The organism is Chryseobacterium sp. PTM-20240506 (assembly GCF_048296755.1).
In the GTDB taxonomy this organism is placed as follows: Bacteria; Bacteroidota; Bacteroidia; order Flavobacteriales; family Weeksellaceae; genus Chryseobacterium; species Chryseobacterium proteolyticum.
In genome coordinates, this window is record NZ_CP182581.1 from 2,709,013 (window position 1) to 2,728,787 (window position 19,775).

At 35.5% G+C, this 19,775-nt stretch carries 16 protein-coding genes; 9 read left to right on the forward strand and 7 right to left on the reverse strand.

Annotated elements, in window-relative coordinates; all coding sequences use genetic code 11:
• The first annotated feature begins 201 nt into the window (after positions 1 to 201).
• Positions 202 to 1,299, forward strand: a complete 1,098-nt coding sequence (locus ACNFU2_RS12000) for a DUF3667 domain-containing protein (RefSeq protein ID WP_273649774.1) — start codon at positions 202 to 204, stop codon at positions 1,297 to 1,299.
• Here ACNFU2_RS12000 and ACNFU2_RS12005 read toward each other — a convergent pair.
• Positions 1,296 to 1,628 (reverse strand): hypothetical protein, encoded by a 333-nt coding sequence (locus ACNFU2_RS12005; RefSeq protein ID WP_172280903.1) that lies wholly within the window; start codon positions 1,626 to 1,628, stop codon positions 1,296 to 1,298. The two genes, ACNFU2_RS12000 and ACNFU2_RS12005, sit on opposite strands and share 4 nt — an antisense overlap.
• A 182-nt stretch (positions 1,629 to 1,810) precedes the next feature.
• Here ACNFU2_RS12005 and ACNFU2_RS12010 point away from each other — a divergent pair, with 182 nt between their 5' ends.
• A complete protein-coding gene (locus ACNFU2_RS12010; protein WP_273649775.1) occupies positions 1,811 to 5,158 on the forward strand; it encodes a methylmalonyl-CoA mutase family protein in 3,348 nt (1,115 codons plus the stop codon).
• Positions 5,159 to 5,231: 73 nt separating this feature from the next.
• On the opposite strand, the gene ACNFU2_RS12015 is transcribed toward ACNFU2_RS12010, so the two are convergent.
• Positions 5,232 to 7,964 carry a M16 family metallopeptidase gene (locus ACNFU2_RS12015; protein ID WP_273649777.1) on the reverse strand — a complete coding sequence of 911 codons (2,733 nt, stop codon included), beginning with the start codon at positions 7,962 to 7,964 and terminating at the stop codon, positions 5,232 to 5,234.
• Positions 7,965 to 8,104: 140 nt separating this feature from the next.
• Between ACNFU2_RS12015 and ACNFU2_RS12020 the strand changes: the two genes are divergently transcribed.
• Positions 8,105 to 9,142, forward strand: a complete 1,038-nt coding sequence (locus tag ACNFU2_RS12020; RefSeq protein WP_306614892.1) for a hypothetical protein — start codon at positions 8,105 to 8,107, stop codon at positions 9,140 to 9,142.
• A gap of 19 nt (positions 9,143 to 9,161) precedes the next feature.
• Positions 9,162 to 9,881, forward strand: a complete 720-nt coding sequence (locus ACNFU2_RS12025) for a diphthine--ammonia ligase (RefSeq protein WP_418121845.1) — start codon at positions 9,162 to 9,164, stop codon at positions 9,879 to 9,881.
• 26 nt (positions 9,882 to 9,907) lie between these two features.
• On the opposite strand, the gene ACNFU2_RS12030 is transcribed toward ACNFU2_RS12025, so the two are convergent.
• Positions 9,908 to 11,317, reverse strand: coding sequence for a pyridoxal phosphate-dependent decarboxylase family protein (locus tag ACNFU2_RS12030; protein ID WP_418121847.1), 1,410 nt, complete (start codon positions 11,315 to 11,317; stop codon positions 9,908 to 9,910).
• 275 nt (positions 11,318 to 11,592) lie between these two features.
• On the opposite strand from ACNFU2_RS12030, the gene ACNFU2_RS12035 reads away from it, so the two are divergent.
• Complete coding sequence (locus tag ACNFU2_RS12035) at positions 11,593 to 12,672, forward strand: serine hydrolase domain-containing protein (RefSeq protein WP_228456999.1); 1,080 nt, start codon at positions 11,593 to 11,595, stop codon at positions 12,670 to 12,672.
• Positions 12,672 to 13,193: a 2'-5' RNA ligase family protein gene (locus tag ACNFU2_RS12040; RefSeq protein ID WP_411251951.1), complete on the forward strand. Its 522-nt coding sequence runs from the start codon at positions 12,672 to 12,674 to the stop codon at positions 13,191 to 13,193. Before ACNFU2_RS12035 ends, ACNFU2_RS12040 begins: the two co-directional genes overlap by 1 nt.
• Positions 13,194 to 13,244: 51 nt before the next feature.
• On the opposite strand, the gene ACNFU2_RS12045 is transcribed toward ACNFU2_RS12040, so the two are convergent.
• Together ACNFU2_RS12045 and ACNFU2_RS12050 are read right to left on the reverse strand one after the other, a co-directional pair.
• Positions 13,245 to 14,609: a M64 family metallopeptidase gene (locus tag ACNFU2_RS12045; RefSeq protein ID WP_418121850.1), complete on the reverse strand. Its 1,365-nt coding sequence runs from the start codon at positions 14,607 to 14,609 to the stop codon at positions 13,245 to 13,247.
• Between the two features lie 2 nt (positions 14,610 to 14,611).
• Positions 14,612 to 15,103 (reverse strand): hypothetical protein, encoded by a 492-nt coding sequence (locus tag ACNFU2_RS12050; RefSeq protein WP_418121851.1) that lies wholly within the window; start codon positions 15,101 to 15,103, stop codon positions 14,612 to 14,614.
• Between the two features lie 102 nt (positions 15,104 to 15,205).
• Between ACNFU2_RS12050 and ruvC the strand changes: the two genes are divergently transcribed.
• Positions 15,206 to 15,760, forward strand: a complete 555-nt coding sequence (gene ruvC / locus ACNFU2_RS12055; RefSeq protein WP_172280920.1) for a crossover junction endodeoxyribonuclease RuvC — start codon at positions 15,206 to 15,208, stop codon at positions 15,758 to 15,760.
• A 3-nt stretch (positions 15,761 to 15,763) separates the two neighbouring features.
• Here ruvC and ACNFU2_RS12060 read toward each other — a convergent pair whose 3' ends face one another.
• Together ACNFU2_RS12060 and ACNFU2_RS12065 are read right to left on the reverse strand one after the other, a co-directional pair.
• Positions 15,764 to 16,210 carry a lipocalin family protein gene (locus tag ACNFU2_RS12060; RefSeq protein WP_418121853.1) on the reverse strand — a complete coding sequence of 149 codons (447 nt, stop codon included), beginning with the start codon at positions 16,208 to 16,210 and terminating at the stop codon, positions 15,764 to 15,766.
• 54 nt (positions 16,211 to 16,264) lie between these two features.
• Positions 16,265 to 18,154 (reverse strand): zinc-dependent metalloprotease, encoded by a 1,890-nt coding sequence (locus ACNFU2_RS12065; protein ID WP_418121855.1) that lies wholly within the window; start codon positions 18,152 to 18,154, stop codon positions 16,265 to 16,267.
• Positions 18,155 to 18,381: 227 nt separating this feature from the next.
• Here ACNFU2_RS12065 and ACNFU2_RS12070 point away from each other — a divergent pair, with 227 nt between their 5' ends.
• Together ACNFU2_RS12070 and ACNFU2_RS12075 are read left to right on the forward strand one after the other, a co-directional pair.
• Positions 18,382 to 19,452, forward strand: coding sequence for a DUF4407 domain-containing protein (locus ACNFU2_RS12070; RefSeq protein ID WP_172280926.1), 1,071 nt, complete (start codon positions 18,382 to 18,384; stop codon positions 19,450 to 19,452).
• Positions 19,453 to 19,540: 88 nt separating this feature from the next.
• Entirely contained in the window at positions 19,541 to 19,738 is a 198-nt protein-coding gene (locus ACNFU2_RS12075) for a KTSC domain-containing protein (RefSeq protein WP_172280929.1), read from the forward strand.
• The last annotated feature ends 37 nt before the right edge of the window (positions 19,739 to 19,775 follow it).

Genomic DNA, 19,775 nt, shown 5'->3' on the forward strand with positions numbered 1-19,775 from the left:
AAGTTTTAGAAGATTCTAAAAACACAGGTGATAAAGTAAAGAGTTTAGTCACTAAACTCTTACTTTATTAACTTTTATTCAAAGATACCCCATTATTATTATCAATTAACTATCCGTGAAATTATATTTTACATTAATTTGATGTAAAAAATTATTTTTCACTCTCGAAATAATTATATTTGCCGCAAAGCCTTAATAGTCATGAGTCACGGAAAAATAAGAGAAGAAAAAAACTGCCTCAACTGCGGACACCTTGTAGAAGAGAGATTCTGCCCACACTGTGGACAGGAAAATACAGAACCGAGACAACCCTTCTATTTTCTTTTCACCCATTTCATTGAAGATTTTACTCATTATGATGGACAATTTTGGAAAACGATAAAGTACCTGCTATTCCAGCCGGGAAAATTAACCAAAGAATATCTATCCGGAAAAAGACAAATTTACGTGGCCCCTGTAAAGCTTTACATATTTGTGAGTTTTATAACTTTTTTCGTCCCTACCCTTTTCCCCCAGCCAGAAAATACAGATGATGAAGCAACTGAAAAACATTCCATACAAAAAGAAAAAGAGCAGAAAAAAGAACTGACTGCAAAAATAATTGATAGTGTAAAATCCGGAATGCTTGCAGAAGGGTATAATAAAAATGACAGCATTGTACATAAAAGCATATCCAAAATAAAAAAAATTGAGGATCTTATTGACAAAAAAGAAGTGCTAAGTTCTGAAAAAGACCAATTTGCAATATTAGGAGCGACATCAATGAAACAATATGATTCGCTAAGCAAAAAAGGAGGAGGGAATTATAAATCTTTAAGACCTTTTGCTAAAAAAATATTCCATTTACAGGACAGAGGTTTGAAAAGAAAAGAAATAATAGGCCGTTTTGTAGATACATTCATCCACTCTTTCCCAAAAGCCCTTTTTCTTTACTTACCTATATTCGCATTCTTTCTATGGGTATTTCACAATAAGAAAAAATGGTGGTATTTTGATCATGGAATATTTACCCTTCATTACTTTTCTTTTCTCTTATTAACTACCCTGATCTTCATTCTCACCAACCATCTTACAGCAATACTGCCCAACTATACCCCTATCAAAATTATTTTTGGATTATTCTATTGTGCTTTATTCTTTTATACCTCAGCCTATTTCTTTATTGCCCACCACAGGCTTTATGAAAACAGCAAGAGGAAAAGCATATTAAAAGGTTCATTGCTATTTATCATCAACTGTATCGGATTACTCTTTATGCTAATGATATTAAGCTACATCAGTTTTATAACGATGCATTAATTACGTAAAGACTTACTGCCTCTAAAACTCGCAATTAAATAATAAGCAACAAATACAGTAGAAAATTTAAGAATAGAAGGAATCGCAAGTTTCAAATCAAAAAGAACAGATCCCACCAACACCAAAACAGCCATTGCCGCGAAAGACAATCCCAACTTTTGAGGCAGTGAAAAATTAGGCGTATCTAAATAATAAGCCAATCCCCACGCAAAACCAAAAGCAACAGCATAATATAGGTCTAGCCCGATATTCTGACTGCTTAAGAAGAAATAGTTAATAAGAAAACTGATCACAGTTCCTATCGCAAAATAAATCGAAGCTTTCTGCATATAATAATATATGATGCAAAAGTAATTAATTTACCTATTATTTCCGTGCAGAATGCAAAGGAAATGGAGAACCTCAATTTCGGCAAAAACACCTAAACACTTGAATTAAAGGAATATAAAGTTCAATATTATGTTCTGTATTATTGTTATATTTGGAAATTCAGAAATTTTCTAGATTTTTTATGGAAACCCAAAAATATACCCCTAAAAACAAAGTTAGAATTGTAACAGCAGCGTCATTATTTGACGGACATGATGCGGCAATTAATATTATGCGTCGTGTTATTCAGGGAACCGGCTGCGAAGTCATTCACCTTGGACATGACAAATCAGCTGAAGAAGTTGTAAATACTGCCATCCAAGAAGATGCAAATGCTATAGCTTTAACCTCTTATCAGGGAGGACACAATGAATATTTTAAATATATTTATGACCTTCTGAGAGAAAAAAATTCGCCACAAATCAAAATCTTCGGAGGAGGAGGAGGAGTAATCCTGCCGGAAGAAATCCAAGATCTTATGTCTTACGGAATCGACAGAATTTATTCCCCGGATGATGGAAGAGAGCTTGGCCTTCAGGGAATGATTGATGATCTGGTTAACAGATCAGATTTTGCCACAGGAAAAGATGTAACAGCACAGGATCTGGACTCTATCAATTTCGAAAATTCAACCAGCATTGCTAAAATTATCTCTGCTGTTGAAAACTTCTCTGATGAAAAACCGGAGCTTGTTAAAGCTATCGATGAAAAAGCAAAAGATCTAAATATTCCCATTATTGGTATTACAGGTACCGGTGGTGCCGGTAAGTCCTCATTGACTGACGAATTGGTAAGACGTTTTCTGCGTTCCAATACAGATAAGAAAATAGCGATTATATCTATTGACCCATCTAAAAAGAAAACAGGAGGAGCATTACTTGGAGACAGAATCCGTATGAATGCGATCAATGATCCCAGAGTTTATATGCGGTCCATGGCAACCAGAGAAAACAATGTATCCGTTTCTCCATTTATTCATTCCGCTTTGAATGTTTTAAAACTTGCCCACCCGGATGTTATTATCCTTGAAACTTCCGGTATCGGACAATCAGGCTCTGAAGTTTCAGACTTTGCAGATGTTTCCATGTATGTAATGACTCCTGAATACGGAGCATCTACACAGCTGGAAAAGATAGACATGCTTGATTATGCAGATCTTGTAGCTCTAAACAAATCGGATAAACGTGGCGCATTGGATGCTTTACAGGCCGTGAGAAAACAGTTCCAGAGAAACCATCTTTTATGGGAGAGCCCATTGGATGACATGCCGGTATATGCTACAAAGGCTTCACAGTTTAACGATCACGGTACTACAGAACTATACAACAGATTAATTTCTAAAGTTAACGACAAATTTTCGGGGCTAAACCTCAATACTTTCGTTGAGCAGGAAATCACAGATGAAGTGACCATAATTCCACCTAAAAGAGTTCGTTATTTATCAGAGATCGTGGAAAACAATAAGCAGTATGATGTAAACATTGAAAAGCAGGCTGAGCTTGCCAGAAAAATGTATCATATTGATGGTGTGAAAAAAATTATCTCTAACGAAACTTTAGATGCCGAATACCAAAAGGCAGAAAAGGACCTCCAGCAGGAGAATATTGATTTCCTTAAAAACTGGGATGATACCAAAAAAGCATTTCATCAGGAATTCTATTCTTATTTTGTTCGTGGAAAAGAAATTAAGGTAGAAACCTCAACAGAATCCCTGTCTCATCTGAAGATCCCTAAAATTGCATTACCAAAATATAATGACTGGGGAGATCTTATTTTATGGAAAGGTAAAGAGAATCTTCCGGGAAGCTTCCCTTTCACTGCCGGAATTTATCCCTTCAAAAGAACCGGAGAGGATCCTACAAGGATGTTTGCGGGAGAAGGTGGCCCGGAAAGAACGAACAGAAGATTCCATTACGTTTCTGCGGAAATGCCTGCTAAGCGTTTATCTACAGCTTTTGATTCAGTAACATTATATGGCCAGGATCCTGCCTTACCCCCAGATATCTATGGTAAAATCGGAAACGCAGGAGTTTCTATTGCGACACTGGATGATGCTAAAAAATTGTATTCCGGCTTCGACCTTATTAATGCAATGACTTCGGTTTCTATGACCATCAACGGACCTGCTCCTATGTTGCTTGCCTTTTTTATGAATGCAGCGATAGACCAGAATGTTGAAAAATATATTGCGGAGCATAAACTTGAAGATAAAGTAGAAGCTGTCCTTAAAGCCAAGTTCGATGACAAAGGATTGCAAAGGCCCCATTATAATGGAGAGCTTCCTCCTTCCAACAATGGATTAGGACTAAAATTACTGGGAATTACCGGAGATGAAATTATTCCTAAAGAAGAATATGAAAAAATTAAAGCTCATACGATTGCCACTGTAAGAGGTACTGTACAGGCCGATATATTAAAAGAAGATCAGGCACAAAATACCTGTATCTTCTCTACGGAATTTGCTTTGAGATTAATGGGCGACGTTCAGGAGTACTTTATAAAAGAAAAAGTAAGAAACTTCTATTCTGTTTCCATTTCCGGGTATCATATTGCTGAAGCCGGGGCGAATCCAGTTTCCCAGTTAGCATTTACATTAGCTAATGGTTTCACATATGTAGAATATTATTTAAGCCGAGGAATGGACATCAATGATTTTGCTCCTAACCTTTCATTCTTCTTTTCAAATGGTATTGATCCCGAATATTCAGTGATCGGGCGTGTTGCAAGGAGAATCTGGGCAAAAGCCATGAAAATAAAATATGGAGCAGATGAAAGAAGTCAGATGCTGAAGTATCACATTCAGACTTCCGGACGTTCACTGCATGCGCAGGAAATTGATTTCAATGACATCAGAACAACTCTTCAGGCTTTATATGCCATTTATGACAACTGTAATTCACTTCATACGAATGCTTACGATGAGGCCATTACAACTCCTACAGAGCAATCCGTTAGAAGAGCAATGGCTATCCAGCTGATCATTAATAAAGAGCTTGGTCTGGCGAAAAATGAAAATCCGCTTCAGGGTTCATTCATCATTGAAGAATTAACGGATCTGGTTGAAGAAGCCGTGTATGCAGAATTCGACCGGATTACAGAAAGAGGAGGTGTACTTGGGGCGATGGAAACCATGTATCAACGTTCAAAAATCCAGGAAGAATCCATGCATTACGAATGGCTGAAGCATACCGGAGAATATCCTATAATCGGAGTAAATACATTCCTGGGTAAAGATGGCTCACCAACTGTTCGTCCGGGAGAAGTTATTCGATCTACTGAAGAAGAAAAGCAGGTTCAGATTGAAACACTTCACAATTTCCAACAAGCCAATCTTGATAAATCTGAGGCAGCTTTAAAAGAATTACAATATGCAGCTATTAATCAGCAAAACCTCTTTGCTGTTATGATGGATGCTGTAAAATATTGCTCTCTTGGACAAATTACTAATGCTTTATTTGAAGTAGGAGGTAAATACAGACGTAATATGTAATCAATATTATATTATGAATAAAAAACCGCAGGATTTCTGCGGTTTTTTATTTGAATTGTATCTGATAAGACTTCTATTTTTTATTGAAATCTCCGGCGAAAACAGAGATAATATTATTCTCAGAAAGATATTTTTTCAAAGCAGCATTCACTTCGGATAATTTCAGGTTCTGAATTTTTGTATTTTGTTCATCAAATTTATCCAATGAAACTCCAAAAAGAAGCTGAGTATTTACAAGGTTAACCAATGTTCCATCAGAGCCTAAACTGGTTTTCCTTTCATTAGCATAACTTTTTTTATTGGAATCAAGTTCTTCCTGCGTAAAACCTGAAGCTAATGCTTTGTTAATTTCCTCTTTAATAGCAGCTTCTACAGCATTTCTTTTTGTAGGATTTAAAAAAGCATAATAATTCCATGAAGCAACATCATTTGAAACAGGAACATCCAGATATGAACCAACTCCATATGAAATCCCTTCTTTTTCACGCAACCTCATTGGTAATCTTGCAGAAAGGAATCCTCCACTTCCTAAAATTTCATTTGCCATCACTAAAGCCGGGTAATCAGGATGATCCTGCGACATCTTGAAGCTTGAAGTTCCAAGGGCAACTGCATTTTCTTTATCTGGAGTTATGATATTTTTATCTTGTTTTTTAGTTTCAAAGAATGTTGGTTTTACCTCTACAAATTTTGATTTAGCAGTAAATTTTCCAAATGTTTTCTCTAATTCAGAAGAAGCAATTTTTGGATCAATATTCCCGATTACAGTACCTACGCCATTGGATGCTCCCATAATATTCTGATAGAAATCAACAATCTGGGCTTTAGTTACTTTTTTATTTTCATCAATTTGCTCCTGTAGGGAAGCTACATAGAAGATACTCGTTTTAGGGTATGGGGATGCCAGTCTCTGTAACTCATTACCTGCAATAGCTTGAGGATCCTTTAATTGTCCTTCCAACTGAGTATTTACTTCAGTAATAGTTTTAGCAATTTCGTTTTCCGGGAAAGTAGAATTTGTCAGTATATCCTGTACGATGGCCATTACTTTTGAATAATACTGTTTGTAAGTATTCACTCCAATGATTAAATTCTGGTCATATACGTAAGCATACACAGAAGATTTCATTTGATCTAATTCATCTTTTATTTGCTCTTTTGTTCTGGTTTTGGTTCCCGATTTCAATAAAGAAGCAGTAATATTTCCAATAGCTTCTTTGCCTTGTAGGTCTTTTTCATTTCCGATTCTTAAACGGAAATTCGCTTGAATTTTTTCTCCTTTAAGCTCTTTATTGATAAGCCCATACTTCATCCCATTAGACAACTTTCCTTCAGTAAGGTTTTTCTTAATATTTGCAATCGAAGCTTCGAAAGGGGCTGGTTCTTTCTCCAAAGCTCTTCCTTTGTAATCTTTTACCAGATCTGCAATCTGGTTATCCCTGAATTCTGTAGGGAATACCCTTTCTTCATTAGGAGAAGGCCGGAAAACACCCATCGTACGGTTGTTGTTTTTAAAATATTTTTGAGCAACCTTGCTGATATCTTCCAGTTTTAGATTTTCTACATGATCACGGTACAGAAAATTTAATTTATAGTTTCCTGCTCCGATAATTTCGGTAAGATTAATTGCAAAATTAATGGTATTATTTTTCTGGTTTTCGATGTCTTTAATCAGTTTCGCTTTCGCTCTTTTAAGATCATCCTGAGTAAATTGAATGGAAGAGATTTTATCAAGTTCTGCCCTTACGAGTTTGGTGGTTTCGTCTAAGTTCTTATCTTTTGGAACATCAAAATTAAAATACACCATCCCCGGATCTCTTAAAACAGGGCTGAATGTCCAGACTCCGGAAACCTTCTGAGTTTCTACCAGAGTTTTATACAAATATCCGGAAGGATTTGAGGTAAGGATCTCATAAAGTGCAGATAAGGCAGCATAATCTTTATCTGCATAGGCAGAAGTATGATAACCTGCAGCTATAATCTGCTGATCATTATTTCTCTTGATTTCAAAATACTTTTCTCCGTTCTGAGCTGGCTCTACGGTATAAGTTCCTCCTAATTCACGTGAAGGTTTTTTAATTACTGAAAAATAATCAGAAATATATTTCAATGCGCTTTTCTCATCAAATTTTCCTGCAACAATAAGAGTTGCATTATCCGGTTGGTAATATTTCTCATAGAATTTTCTTAAGGTCGGAGCTTTTACACGCTCAATATCTTCCTTACTGCCAATTGTACTGTTCCCGTAATTGTGCCAAACGTATCCATTAGAAAATACATTTTGCATCATCACTCTTGTAGGATTATTCTCTCCAATTTCGAATTCGTTTCTAACCACTGAAAACTCTTTATCCAGATCACTCTGTAAAATCGTAGCATTGATCATTCTGTCCGCTTCCATCTGTAAAGACCATTTCAGGTTTTCTTCATTGGATGGGAAAATTTCATAATAATTTGTTCTATCATACCAGGTTGTCCCATTAGCCTGCCCACCTTTATCAGAAAGCTGCTTTTTAATATCTCCAAGGTTTTTGGTACTCTTGAACAACATATGCTCAAGCAAATGTGCCATTCCTTTTTCACCATATCCTTCATCTTTTGATCCTACATTATACACAATATTCACAACCATATTGCTTTGGGAAGGATCAGGAATCAAAAGAACTTTCATCCCATTATTAAGAGTATACTCTTTAATACCTTCCGTATTGCCAATAAATTTAGGAGTCTCGGTACTCTGTGAAAAGACAGGATTAATAGTTCCTGTAAAAAATAGGACAGCTGTCCCCAGTAGTAAGTTTTTCATAGTATTTAATAAATTTCGTTCTTAAATTTAATAAGTTTTTCTCATCATTGATTGAAATATTTATACGAATAAAAAATCTATTAAATCTCAGGCAGATTCTTTATTTTCGCAAATAAAACATCATCATTATATTCATTGTCATGAAAATATACATCAACAAAATCAGCATTCTTTCAATGCTATTGTTCTCTATCTTTCTATTTTCTCAAAAACGCACAGAAGATTTCTCAATCAGTTTTCCTGATCAAAAACTGGAGAAAAGCTATTATAAAACCATTAAGCTTATTGACATAAGGACAGATACCACTTCACTGGGGATTGTACAGAAAGGAGCATTCAACGCAAAGGCTAAGGTTGTTCCCGTAGTAAGCCTTGCCAATCAGTTTCAAAATCTTTTGAACCATATTAATGGAAGCAATGTAGAAGATGGCACCATCGTTATGTATCTTAAACAATTATACTTTGCAGAAGTAACAGGAGCGTTCAGTGAACATGGATATTGCTATTTTCAGGCATTTTTATTTGCAAAAAATGATGATGGAACCTACTCCTATCTTGACAAAATCGACTCTGTTATTGATCATTCCTCAATGGACGTTACCAAAGCAACGATGAAAAAAGGGAGTGAGATGGTGAGTAATTTTATCAGCAAAAATATTTCAAAAAAAGCAACCGCAACAGATCATTATACTCTGGAAGATGTAAAGAATTTTGATGCGATTGAAAAGCAAAAACTGAGTCTGTACAGCTCTGATCAACTCAAGGAAGGTTTATATAAAGATTATAATTCGTTTAAAAATCAGGAACCTGAAAAACAAATTGCCAATGCCAAATTTTATGGCAAATCTCCAAAGATCATTAAGGTATACGAAACTATTGATACAAAAGAAAAGGAGATCAAAAAAAATGACTATTATGCATTGGTATATCAAGGATCTCCTTATATCTATGTCCCGATGGAAAATGCTTTCTCAAAAGCTGAAAAGAAGGATGGTGATTTCTATTTTACCGGTAAAGTAAAAGGAAGCGCAAAAATGGGAGATGTGGTCACAGCGTCTATATTTTTTGGGATTGTCGGAGGCTTAATTGCTTCCAGTTCATCTTCTGCTTACCCATTTGAACTAAAGATTGACTACCTTAATGGTGCATTTATTCCGATTAAAGAAATCCAAAAATAGGCATCTGAAATAGTAATACATGAAACCCAAAGCCTTATTCAACTGGAGTAGCGGAAAAGATTCTGCCCTTGGATTATATAAAACCTTTAAAGAGGAAAAATTAGATATAATTGGTCTTCTTACCAGTATCAATCAGGAATATCAGCGGATTTCCATGCATGGGGTTCATGTTTCTCTATTGGAAGAACAAGCTTCAAGCATAGGACTTCCTTTAATTAAAATGGAACTACCTAAAGAACCATCTATGGAACAATACCGCGACATCATGAACAAAACGATGAACGGTATAAAGTCCCGTGGAGTCACCCATTCCATATTTGGAGATATTTTTCTCGAAGATCTGCGAAAATACAGGGAAGACCAATTGAAATCCATCGGGATGGAAGCTGTTTTTCCACTTTGGAAAAAAGATACGAAAAAACTTATTCATGAATTTCTTGATCTGGGTTTTAAAACGATCGTAACCTGCGTCAATGAAACCTATTTAGATAAAAGTTTTGCAGGGAGGATTATTGATGAAAATTTCATCTCGGACTTACCTGAAAATGTAGACCCTTGCGGAGAAAATGGCGAGTTCCATACTTTTACTTTTGATGGTCCCATTTTTAAAACACCAATTCAGTTTGAAATTGGTGATATTGTAAAAAAAACCTATCCAAAACCAAATGCAGAGGATCATGAAAATGGTGATGAATATGTCTTTTGGTTTTGTGATCTGATCAAAAATAAAACGCTGTAGAACGATTGGTTCTACAGCGTTATTTTTTAGTTCAATGTCTCTGATATCTCCTTCATGAGATCAAAAACCATACTTATATCATTTTCATTGGTTCTCCAATTTACAAATGCAGCCCTGATCCCTTTATGCTGATTATAAAAAGTAGGCGTCATAAATACTTTTCCTGTACTATTTAATTTTTCTAAGAATTCATTAACCTTATCCTGATCAGCTTCATTTTTCAAAGTGAAACACACCGTATTCAGACGGACAGGTGCCAGAAGTTTAAAATCCGAACTGCTATCTATAAAATGACCAAGCTGTTTGGCCCATCTTATATTATTCTCAACTATTTCCTGATACCCTTGTTTTCCATAGGCCATTATTGAAAACCAGGCAGGTAAGGCTTTTAACCTTCTTGAGTTTTCAGGAAGAAAGTTCAGATAACTGAAGTTTTCCAATGGATCCCCGAGATATGGAGCATTGGAATTCTGGAATGTCTCTACCTGTAATAACCTGTACTGATCTTTTACGAAAAACACTGCACTTTCGTAAGGAACGTTTAACCATTTATGACAATCCACAGTAATACTGTCAGCCTGCTCCCAGCCTTCCAAAAGATGTTTGGTTTCATCTGAGCAAGCTGCAAATCCTCCAAATGCAGCATCAATATGCCACCAGAAGTTATGCTTTTTTTTAAGTTCAGCTATTGCCTTAAAATCATCAAAATCTACCGTATTCACAGTTCCACCACTGGAGATCAGGATAAATGGCTCCTCTTTTAATTCAATGATACGATTTTCTAGATCATCTATATTCATCGCTTCCCTATTCCCTTCTATTGTTTTAATTTTCACAATATTTCCGCTTCCTATCCCTAAAAGTGATAGTGATTTAAGGCTTGAAGAATGAGGTGTCGCGGTAAGCACTTTTATGGGTATCGAAATGCCGTCTTTTGCAATATCTTTTTCTTTTTCTCTTCCTAACCATTGTCTTGCTACTGCCAGACAGGTAAAATTAGACATTGTTGCTCCGGTTACAAAGCCACCGAGAAAATTTTTCGGCAGCCCCAAAAGATCGAGCATTAATTGTATGGTTTCCAGCTCTATAATGGCAGAAACCCCTCCCTGTCCTTTTGTTGATTGCGTATTCTGGTCATAAACAGAAGCCAGCCAGTCTCCGGCAATAGAAGCAGGAGTGGAACCTCCTGTAACAAAGCCCCAATATCTGGGACCTGATGATCCAACCATAACCGGTTCAAATCTTTCATTAAAAACTTCCAACACCTTTTTTGTTCCATATCCGGACTCTGGTACTTTGTCTTCGGAAGCATATTCCTTTGAATCAACGGATGTTTTTCTATCGGGTAAAGCATCCAGATAAGCCAGCCCCTGCTTTTTTATAGTTTCTAATAAGTTGCCGATTTCCGACAAATCATTTTCAAGATGTTTTTCCATTTTTGAATTAATAATCTATTCAAAAATATTACTTTCTGTAATAATTTAGTTTATATAATTTACAGGTCTTTCATAATTTGGCAGAGCTTTTCCCTTGATTACAATAATTTAAAAATCGGCCCCGGAGCCCTCACATCATTTTTTCTATTTATTTGGCATGGTTTGCATCCTTTTTGATGCTGTAGCTTTAAATTAAAAAACAAATGCTGAAATTTTCCCACTTATTGTTCCCATTAATCATTTTTACACTCTCATTAACCGCATGCAAGAATTCGATGGAATCTATAAAAACGGTTGACAGGAATGCAATCGTAGACTCCACCATTACCGCCTTCGAGAAAAAACTTTTGGAAAAACAGATCGACTCTGTATTCTCACGATTTAATTTTAACGGAAGTATTGCTGTTTTCAAGGATTCTACCCAATTATATAAAAAAGAAAGCGGGCTCTCTAACTTTGAAAATAAAACAAAAATCAACGACAGTACTATTTTTGCCATCGGCTCTGTAAGTAAGCAATTTACGGCAGTTCTTGTTTTACTTGAAATGGAACAAAACAAGCTGAATATCGAAGATAAGGTTTCCAGATACCTCAAGGAATTTCAAACAAAAGAATACGAAAATATTACAATCCGTCAGCTTCTGAACCATACCTCCGGATTAAATACGCTGGGAGGTAAGCTTTTATTCAAAAGTGGATCGGGTTTTTTCTATTCCAATGATGGCTTTAATGCATTGGGAAAAATCGTTGAAAAAGTATCAGGAAACTCTTATGACAAAAACGTCCAGGAATTGTTTAAAAAGGCAGGAATGAAAAATTCTTCAACAGGAGATGTTTTTGAGGGAAAGAATTTCGCAAGTGCTTATATTGGAAATAAGAAGAATGCGGAAAGGGTTCCTAATATGCCGCGCAGATTGGGAGGAAAAGAAATTGGGATCCCTGCAGGTGGAATTCTTTCTACCATAGATGATTTACGCCGCTGGAATAACGCTCTATATGGTGGTAAAGTTTTGAAACCGGAAACCCTTCAGAAATTCATCTCTAAAAGTTCCGAAAGACATCATGCTATTTTAGGAAAAATGGGTTACGGATATGGTATAATGCTCAATATAGGCGAACCGACAGCCTATTTCCACAGTGGCTATGTTATGGGTTCTCCTTCCCTAAACATTTATTACCCATATACTAAAACTTCAGTCATTATATTGTCTAATATTGCTGATGAGGCAAAGGGCAAAGCTTCAGTTTTCAGACCGCATATTGAGGTAAAGAAAATCACAGATGCTATTGAAAACACGGTTATCGACTTAAGACAACAAATGATAAGAACAAGTAATAATAAAAATGAATTGTAATGAAAAAATTATATTTCATTGCTATCTATCCTCCTCAACGGATCATTAATGAAATAAAACTCTTCAAAGAAGACTTTGCTTACCATTATCAAAATTCAAAAGCGGTTAAAAATGATGCTCATATCACCTTGTTACCTCCATTTTCAAGAGAGACAGAGCTTGAGAATGATATTATTGAAGCGTTTGAAAGAATAGATACTTCTCTGTCCCCATTCGAAATCGTTCTCAATGGCTTTGGAAGTTTTCCGAATCCAAAAAATCCGGTGATCTTTGTACATCCTGAATACAATCCGGGCCTTATAGATATTTACCATCGAGTAAAAAAACAATTTAGCTTTGGCAAAGGCTCCTTCAACCCTCATATGACCGTTGGATACAGAGATTTGAGCTTTGAAAATTACCTGAAAGCCTGGAAAGTTTATCAAAACAAACCTTACGAAAATAAATTTACCGTTGATAAAATTCTGCTTCTGAGATATGACGGAAAATGGGTACCCATCAGAGAAAAGAAACTACAATAAAAAATCGGCCACTGGGCCGATTCATAATGTTATGTATATTTTCGATTACTTTTATTCTTTTACAATTTTTTGTGAAATGATCAGACCTTCATCTTCACTTACAGCTAAAGTATAGATTCCAGAAGGAATAGTACTGATATTAACAAAGATCGTAGAAGTATTTTTCATTTCAAATTTGACAGGAATCAATTTACCCGATCCATCATACAATGCTACTTTTACATTCTTTGAAAAGTCCTGTTTACCTTTGATGTAGAATTCATTCTCTGCCGGATTCGGATAGATTCCGAATCTTCTTTCTTCTGCTTTAATTTCAGACATCCTTAACGTTGAGGTCTTATTCAGTTTCCAGGTTACCGTGGCAAAATGAACCGTATTGTGACTGTTAACTTTTATTAAAGGACTGTTGTCGGTAACAGAGAAAATAAGGGTATTAAGACCGCTATTCAGTTGTGACGGAGAAACTGTTAAGGTATTGCTGGTTGAAGAAAGAGCCGTTCCATTGAGAGTCCAGGAATTGACCAATGTATTAGGGATTGGCAAAACTTCATTTACAGTAAATGTTACCGCGGCATTACCATTCACATTGCTGCTGTTGGCTGGTGTATAAGAGTCAATCGGTGATACTAATGAATGTATTCTCTCAATAATGGCCTCTTTACAAACGGAACAAAACTGTCTGTCCAGATATCTCATTTCACAATTTTGATGTGGACGGTACCATGAAGGACTTTCGGTATAAGGATACACTCCCACACTGTTTAATCCTAACCAGTTTTTCCATTTGATGGTTGATGTATTGGAGTTTTGTGTCTTGTTAGGTGATTCCCCTGTTCCTGCAAACCAATATTCATCCGCAAGCTTTCCAAAGGAATGCCCAAGTTCATGTACTACAATCTCATTTGAAGAGCCATTTAGCGACGCAAATGCATAAGCACCTCCGCATCCGCCATACTCTGTAGAGTTACCCAGAACGTACGTAATATCATAATCAGGAACATTAGCTGCGAGAACCTGCGCTACTTTATTTGTACTATTGCTGTAAATACAGCGGTGTACACCAAAGTCAAATGAAGAGCCCAGGTAATTATTGGGATTGGAAACAGGAATAACCGGCTCTGTAACATCCGTTGCTGTTCCAGGATGTTTTACACCTGTTTCTGTTGACACTACTTTTACAGCATACGCATTAAAATAATTTTTATATTCTGTATATGGGCTTTTTGTAAAGAGATAGTTAATCGTAGACTGTGCAGAATTCACAAAATTAGTTTGCTGAGCAGAAGTAAATCCATCACCCAATACTGCGATATTGATCCGGTTAGAGTTTGAACCGTTATTAAGCAGAGAAACTGTCTGAAAGGTTTGTGAAAAGCACAATGAACTTACTAATATGAGAAATAAAGTTTTTTTCATGGCTATAGTTTTTGGTTAAATAATAATTGATTTCCTGCATGGGTAACTTTTTCCACTTTCACGATCTGGATTTCTCCGGAATGAGGATAGCGCACACTGAATTCAGCATTATCCGAGGAAACTTTGTGTCTTCCGATTCCGTCTTTATCAAAACTTTCCAGATTCTGATTCAGAGGATCTTCCACCAGCTGTTTCACAATTTCTTTTCCGCTGGCATCAGTAAGTGATATAATAAAATCACCAAGACCTGCTGAATTTCTGTCAAAAGAAGGGATGGATTTCAACTTTCCCTCAGTAATTTTCTTTGATTCGAGGGTAATTTTTTCAGGACCGGATTTCGTTTTTTCTACCTTAAAAAACAGGTACACAATTTGATTTTTGTCTTGTTGACAATTAACATTCTCAGATGATCCCCCATAACTTAAGTCTTTCACTGTCAGAAAGCTATACAGCACAAAAGTCGGAAGAATTAAAAAGGTTAGTAAATTTTTCATAATCATTTTTTGATGAAGTTAAGAAGATTTCACCAAAATAAGATTTATTTTTACTGTTTTTTTTCTAAGGGAAAAAATTCAGAAAGTCATATCTTTGACGAAATGATTGCAGAAAAGATAATTTTAGGTATTGACCCGGGAACTGCTATAATGGGCTTTGGGATTATTTCCATTAAAAAAGGTCAGATGGAAATGGTTTCCATCCACGAGCTTATTTTGAAAAAATATCCCAACCATGAAACAAAGCTAAAATACATCTTTGATAAAACCTTAGCCTTAATTGATGAGTATCACCCGGACGAGGTTGCCCTGGAAGCTCCATTTTATGGAAAAAATGTTCAGAGTATGCTAAAACTGGGACGTGCACAAGGGGTAGCAATGGCAGCGAGCCTTCATCGAAATATTCCGATTACCGAATACTCACCTAAGAAAATAAAAATGGCTATTACAGGAAATGGGAATGCCAGCAAAGAACAGGTAGCAGGGATGCTTCAAAACCTTCTGAAGCTAAAAGAATTTCCAACAAAATATCTGGATGCTTCTGATGGTCTTGCCGTAGCTGTTTGTCATCATTTTAATTCAGGAACAATTGCTGATACAAAATCTTATTCCGGATGGGAAAGTTTTTTAAAGCAGAATCCTGACCGTTTAAAATAAGCGTTACTGTCTTTCATAAATATCTTCTATAGCAGTAACCTTTCCATAGATGATATCATTATAAAGAATGGAAAATCTGTTTTTCGAAATGATTCTAAATTGTTTATTTTCTTTTAGATCTGCATCCATATATGAGAATGAATTTTTATTAATCGTCACTAAATTTCTTGCTGACGAACTTATTATCTCACAGTTTTTTCCATTTGCATACTTTTTAATAAAAAAAATATTTCCATTTTCTTTTTCGAATAATAAAGTGGTCTTCTTTGTACATTCGTGAAGTGGATATATTTTACTTATCTCTCCATCTTTATAGGTTTCTTCAACTAATTTCCATTTTCCGATAAAGTAATATTGATCACTCTCCAGACTCTTTCTTTTTACTGCGGGAGATTGTGATTGACAACTTAGCATAAAACTACAGCTTAATAAGAAAATTAATCTTTTCATTGTTTAGCATCTTTTAGTAAAAAAGGCCCTTTGAAAAAAGGGCCTTTTACTCTATTAGTTATTTATAAATTTCTTTGATTCTTTTTTATTACCGTAAGTGATAATGTATACTCCTTTTGGTAATGTTTGGTTGATTTGAACTTCATTCGTTTTAGAAGTACCTTTCTGCAATAATTTTCCACTCATGTCATAGATCTGGTAATCTCCAAAACTTACATTTTTACTTCCTATCAGTTGAAGTTTATTTTCTGATTTTGTATAAACAATTTTACTTTCCGAACTTCCTTTAACTTCAGATGTTCCTAATGCTTCTAAAATCTTAACTGCATAGTCCTCCATTTGTCCATATTGTAACTGAGAGCAAGGGGTAAGATCAGGAAGATTTACTGAATTATACGTCGCAGCATCCACTGCAATTCTCATCCTCAAATAAGTATTTTTCACAGCATTGGCAGGAGGAGTAATCGTGTTGGTAACGGTCATCCCTGTTCCGGTCAAATTGCCTGATAAATGATTTACGACCAATTCACTATCTTCAAAAGACCCATTGTTATTATAATCGATCCAGACTTTTGTTCTAAACTTTTCTGCCTGACTAAAAGTATATGCATAAGTCACTTTCAGCTCCGTTCCTGTAGTTGACGGTATTTCGGTATAGTATGCAGGTCTGATACAATTTGCAGAAGCAAAATTATCATAATACGAAGGAGTTGCTTCATCTGAATCGTAGCCATTAGTAGTACTGTTTATGGTTCCAAATTTAACGTTGGTAGCACCGATCGCGAAATTATTATTGGTAGGGTGCGCTGTACTTGGCGGATTACATTGGGCTGCAACTACAGAAACTGGCGAAGGAATAACAATCGACGGATCTTTACCCGCTGTAGAGTTAAGCAGATCTTTTCTATACTCCATCATTAACAAAATAGCCCGGTCTCTTTGTCCTTCCGTAAATTTACGGTTAGAATTAGTGTAATTCATAACATTATATTGAGTTCCGTCGTAGTTTTGTCCGGTACATGGATCAATAGCAGTATTGTTAGGAACAGCAACACCATACATGCTTCTAGATGGTGAAGTATCACATACTCTATCTCCTGTTGTTGCACAATCATTACTAGGAGGGCAACTTGATTGATCAGTATATGAAACTCCCTGAAATGTATGATAAAGTCCAAAAGCATGTCCAAGTTCATGAGTTAATGTCGTATCATTTTGATTTTTAATGGTTGCCACCTTCATAAAGCTTTCATAATCATAAGCATAAGAATCCGGGAATTTTGCGTATCCCATTAATCCATAAGATAATTGCTGCTGGCCATCAAAACCGATCACTACATAAATATTAAAGTATGAATTTTCCGGCCAATGGTGCGCTAACTCATTTTTGATCTGGCTATCACTAGCTCCACTTGAACTTTGCATTTTAACTCCCCTTGTATCATAACCTGGAATAGTACTTCCATTATATCTTACAATACCGGTAGTAGGAGTACAGCTAGGTGATCTTTTAGCTAATACGAGCTTAAAAGGAATTACTGCTCCTCCAGTTGGTCCGGAACCTTCAGGGTAAAATCCATTGCCAAAAGTTGTAGCATACATACTGTTAGCTCTGTCAATCCAGTCAATAATCTCCTGATCAGTAACATGTAAATTTGCATTAGCAGTTGCCTGAGATTCAATAACATGTACTACAACAGGGATTTCATAAACTTGTCCGGTATAAAGTCCGTTCCACGAAGTACTAGCGCCAACTTTATTAAGATAAGACTGCTTATTCATGGAAGCTAATCTGGCTTCTACAATCTCCCTGTTTTTCTTTAGTTCAGGGTGTTTAGCATCCATTTGTGACATGACTTGGTCAAAACCACAAATATTTTGCACATTTTGAGAAAATGCATTAACCCAAAGGATCAACGCAAAACATAGAACTATTCTCTTCATATTCAACTATTTTTTTAATTTATTCGATGCAAAACTATTATTTATTTTAACAAATTGACAAAATATATTGAAAAAACATAAAGAATTTTATTATGTTAATATGTAAAAATTATAACTAATTGTTTAACAGTGACATAAATAAAACAAGTAAACATACTTGGTAAAACATAATACTATCTTTAGCATTGGTATGATTTTTAGTATTACTTTTGTATAAATTTTCAATAATGAAAAATCAACAACAAACTATAAATCAGGTGAATCATAAAATAAATTGGTTCCAGAAGTTTCTGATGGTATGCTCCGGAGGAAACATCCATATTTTAAGGAAAACACCAAGTGAATGGAATAAATTTTCGGGTATCGGAGGTATCGTTTTATTTACTGCAGTTTTCGCTACACTTTCCGCAGGTTATGCCATGTATACAGTATTTGATAATATATGGACATCTGTTGGTTTTGGAATTTTATGGGGATTAATGATATTTAACCTGGACCGTTACATTGTTTCCTCCATCAAAAAAACGGGAACATGGTGGAATCAGATACTCATGGCTATTCCACGTCTGGTTTTGGCTACTTTTTTAGGAATTATCATTTCAAAACCTTTAGAGCTTAAAATTTTTGAAAAGGAAGTCAATAAACAGCTGAACACGATCATCCAGCGAAATAAAAAGCAGCTTCAGGGTGAAATGACCGGCAGAATTCTTCAGCAAAGCGGTCCTTTTGAAACTGAGAAAAAACAAATATCAGAAAAGATTGCACAATACCAAAAGTCTTATGATTCGGCAGCTGTAGAGCTAGAAAAAGAAATCCTCGGAAAACAATCAGGCTTAACGAGTGGAAAAGTAGGTTTCGGATCTAATGCCAAAAGAAAACAGGAGCTTAAGGAGCAAAGACGTCAGGATCTTGAGAGTTATCAAAAGCAAGTAGCTCCAAGGTTGGAATATCTGGATAAAGAAATTTCAAAAGTATACACCAATCTGGAAACCGAAAGAAAATCTACTGAAACCTTTGAGGATAAGTTCAATGGATTTGCCGCCCGTTTGCAGGCGCTTGATGAGTTAGGAAAAAATTCCGCAATCATAGGTTTAGCTGCAGCCTTTATTATGGGGCTTTTCATTTGTCTGGAAATTTCTCCTGTACTGGTTAAGCTAATTTCTCATGTAGGCCCCTATGATCATCTTTTGGAAAAAACAGAAAATGATTTTCGATTGTACTCCAAAGAAAAAATTGAAAAAGGCAATGCCCTTACCGACTATAGAATCGATGATTTTAAAGAGAATCTAAATAAATAATTTAAATTATATTAAAAAAAGACCTTTCATATTTACGGAAGGTCTTTTTTGTTTATACAGTAGGAATATTTTTTGCAGTTACTAAACCATGCCTTCCTCAGTTGTACATAGTTATGAATATTTTCCGGAAACTGAAATACTAAGAATTGTATATCAGTCGGGAGCAGTTTATGATTATTTGAAAGTACCCCAGATCATTGTTGATCAATTCAAAGCTTTTACTTCTAAAGGGACATTTCTTAATAAGGTTATCAAAAAGAAATTTAAGTATACCAGAATAAAATAACATTCTGCGTCTTATTTTAACAATAATTTAAGTCGTT

What these genes read in the sequence shown, in the direction of transcription:
- ACNFU2_RS12000 (WP_273649774.1), top strand. Translation starts at nt 202, where the DNA reads ATGAGTCACGGAAAAATAAGAGAAGAAAAAAACTGCCTCAACTGCGGA.
- ACNFU2_RS12005 (WP_172280903.1), bottom strand. Translation starts at nt 1,628, where the DNA reads ATGCAGAAAGCTTCGATTTATTTTGCGATAGGAACTGTGATCAGTTTT.
- ACNFU2_RS12010 (WP_273649775.1), top strand. Translation starts at nt 1,811, where the DNA reads ATGGAAACCCAAAAATATACCCCTAAAAACAAAGTTAGAATTGTAACA.
- ACNFU2_RS12015 (WP_273649777.1), bottom strand. Translation starts at nt 7,964, where the DNA reads ATGAAAAACTTACTACTGGGGACAGCTGTCCTATTTTTTACAGGAACT.
- ACNFU2_RS12020 (WP_306614892.1), top strand. Translation starts at nt 8,105, where the DNA reads ATGAAAATATACATCAACAAAATCAGCATTCTTTCAATGCTATTGTTC.
- ACNFU2_RS12025 (WP_418121845.1), top strand. Translation starts at nt 9,162, where the DNA reads ATGAAACCCAAAGCCTTATTCAACTGGAGTAGCGGAAAAGATTCTGCC.
- ACNFU2_RS12030 (WP_418121847.1), bottom strand. Translation starts at nt 11,317, where the DNA reads ATGGAAAAACATCTTGAAAATGATTTGTCGGAAATCGGCAACTTATTA.
- ACNFU2_RS12035 (WP_228456999.1), top strand. Translation starts at nt 11,593, where the DNA reads ATGGAATCTATAAAAACGGTTGACAGGAATGCAATCGTAGACTCCACC.
- ACNFU2_RS12040 (WP_411251951.1), top strand. Translation starts at nt 12,672, where the DNA reads ATGAAAAAATTATATTTCATTGCTATCTATCCTCCTCAACGGATCATT.
- ACNFU2_RS12045 (WP_418121850.1), bottom strand. Translation starts at nt 14,609, where the DNA reads ATGAAAAAAACTTTATTTCTCATATTAGTAAGTTCATTGTGCTTTTCA.
- ACNFU2_RS12050 (WP_418121851.1), bottom strand. Translation starts at nt 15,103, where the DNA reads ATGAAAAATTTACTAACCTTTTTAATTCTTCCGACTTTTGTGCTGTAT.
- ruvC (WP_172280920.1), top strand. Translation starts at nt 15,206, where the DNA reads ATGATTGCAGAAAAGATAATTTTAGGTATTGACCCGGGAACTGCTATA.
- ACNFU2_RS12060 (WP_418121853.1), bottom strand. Translation starts at nt 16,210, where the DNA reads ATGAAAAGATTAATTTTCTTATTAAGCTGTAGTTTTATGCTAAGTTGT.
- ACNFU2_RS12065 (WP_418121855.1), bottom strand. Translation starts at nt 18,154, where the DNA reads ATGAAGAGAATAGTTCTATGTTTTGCGTTGATCCTTTGGGTTAATGCA.
- ACNFU2_RS12070 (WP_172280926.1), top strand. Translation starts at nt 18,382, where the DNA reads ATGAAAAATCAACAACAAACTATAAATCAGGTGAATCATAAAATAAAT.
- ACNFU2_RS12075 (WP_172280929.1), top strand. Translation starts at nt 19,541, where the DNA reads ATGCCTTCCTCAGTTGTACATAGTTATGAATATTTTCCGGAAACTGAA.